At 65.3% G+C, this 2,327-nt stretch carries 3 protein-coding genes; all 3 read left to right on the forward strand.

The features are described from left to right. Positions 1-1,242 (forward strand): phage capsid family protein (locus tag AC1DY5_RS51900; RefSeq protein ID WP_478122057.1); only part of this gene is annotated, 1,242 nt, incomplete at its 5' end. A 67-nt stretch (positions 1,243-1,309) separates the two neighbouring features. After that, positions 1,310-1,786 (forward strand): hypothetical protein, encoded by a 477-nt coding sequence (locus AC1DY5_RS51905; RefSeq protein WP_478122058.1) that lies wholly within the window; start codon positions 1,310-1,312, stop codon positions 1,784-1,786. Positions 1,787-1,854: 68 nt separating this feature from the next. Then, on the forward strand, positions 1,855-2,283 hold the full coding sequence (locus tag AC1DY5_RS51910) for a hypothetical protein (RefSeq protein WP_478122059.1): 429 nt from the start codon (positions 1,855-1,857) through the stop codon (positions 2,281-2,283). Positions 2,284-2,327 lie beyond the last annotated feature (44 nt).

Raw genomic sequence — 2,327 nt, forward strand, 5'->3', positions numbered from 1 at the left:
GAGCAGGCAGTAGGCCTGTTCGCAACCCACAACCAGCGCAACTCGACGCTCGCACGCCTCACCGGCGCCATGCCCAAGGGCACGGCCGGCGCGGTTGCCACGCTCAAGAAGCAGTCCACCCAGCACATGCCCATCGTGCGCTGCCAGGACTTGACCAAKGGCAACGGCGACGAAGTCTCGTTCCACCTGCTCAACCCGGTCGGCGCGAAGCCCGTCATGGGCTCGAACTACGCTGAAGGCCGCGGTGTCGGCATGAAGCTCTCCGAGGCTCGCCTGCGCGTCAACCAGGCGCGTTTCCCGGTGGACCTCGGCGACGTCATGACGTCCATCCGCAGCCCGGCCGACTTCCGCATGCTGGGCCGTCCGGTCGCTCAGTCGTTGATGGACAAGTACGTGGACCAGTCGCTGCTCGTGCAGATGGCCGGCGCCCGCGGCTTCCACAACAACATCGAGTGGGCGATCCCCACGACTGCCGATTCGGACTTCGCCGCCATCATGGTCAACGCGGTGAAGGCGCCGACGAAGAATCGCCACTTCATCGCCGCGACCGGCGGCATCAAGCCGTTCGCCATCAACGCCGGTGCCGTGGACCTCGCGACCACGAACCTGCTGAAGATGGACACGATCGATGCGATCCGGACCACGATCGAGCAGATCCCGCTGCCGCCCCCGTGCGTGATCTTCGAAGGCGACAAGGCTGCCAACGACTCGCCGATCCGCGTGCTGCTGGTGTCCCCGGCTCAGTACTCGGGCTTCGCCACGGACCCGAACTTCCGCCAGTTCCAGGCCTCGGCCATGGCTCGCGCAAGCCAGGCCAACATGAGCCCGCTGTTCMTGGGYGAYGCAGGCCTGTGGAACGGCATCCTGATCGTSAAGATGCCCAAGCCGATCCGCTTCTATGCGGGCGACACCATCCAGTACGCGCAGGACTTCACCAGCGAAACCGAGCTGTCCACTATCGTGCCTGCCGCCTTCGGCACCACGTTCGCCGTGGACCGCGCGATCTTGCTGGGCGGTCAGGCCGTCGCCGAAGCGCTCGCCGCGCACAAGGACTCGTCCGTCCCGTTCTTCTGGAGCGAGAAGGAGCTGGACCACGGCGACAAGGTGGAGCTGCTGCTCGGCGCGATCCGCGGCGTCTCGAAGATTCGCTTCGAGGTCGACTACGGCATCGGCAAGCAGATGACGGACTACGGCGCGATCGCCATCGACACCGCCGTGCCGATCATCAGCGCCCGCAACTGATAGGCACCTGGGCCGGGAGTGATCCCGGTCCGGCCTCGTCTCATCAACCCATCAGGAGCCCAACACCATGACCACCGTTACCAAGACCCAGTTCCGCGCTCGTCAATTCCACAACGCACCGTACGGCAACGACTCGTCGCTGCACTTCCAGCTCAAGACCGACGCCACCGGCGCCGCGATCGATGCCGACATCACCGCTCCCCTGGGCATCGGTGACAAGGTCGTCCTCGGCCCGCTGCAGGACGGCATGCGCCTTGACGACAGCCAAGTCATCGTCTCCACCGCCCTGTCCGCGGCCGTCGTCGGCTCGCTTGGCTTCGAGTACGAAGACGGCATCGACGACCTGAACGTCCCGCAGAGCGCCACGTTCTTCGGCACGGGCCTCGTGCTCAACGCCACCGGCCGTCTGCGCAACGTGACTGCCAACGCCAACGTGACGCTGCCCAAGGCCGCGAACCTGATCCTCACGATCGCTGGCGCCGCAAACGCCAAGGTGTCGCAGCTGGACATCGTCATCAAGGGCGAGATGAAGGGCCTCCGCTAATCAGCGGCTGCCCCAGGGAAAGGGCCCGTAGCGGCCCTTTCTTCCATCCACCTTCTGCACACCATCCCATGCCAGAGAACACGCTCGAACTGGTGCCCGTCGCCTACATCCGTGAGGAAGACTGGCGCGACAACCTGTATGGCTCGAATCTGCCCTTCACCAAGGGCCAGACGCGCATGCTGCCGCCGGATCTCGCCGAGCGCTTCCTGCGCCACGCCGATGTKTTCCAGCYRGGCGAGATCCCCAAGGCTGCCAAGAAGGGCGCGAAGGGCGACGACACCGCCGCGCTGCTCGAGCTATCCGACCAGGCGCAAGCCGAGGCGCACAAGACCGCCTTCGACGTGCAAGACCTGCGCGATCAAGTAGCGAGGATGGAGAAGCCCATGCTCGCGCACTTCGCCATGGTGAACTACCGGCAGACGCTGGACATGCGCCACAACGTAGACACGTTGCGCCAGATGGCGAACGGCTTCATTGACCTGTACGGGGTCGTATGACGGGCGATGACCTCATCGCCGCCTACCGCACCGAGACGCAGGAC

The organism is Variovorax sp. P4_D9 (assembly GCF_056401695.1).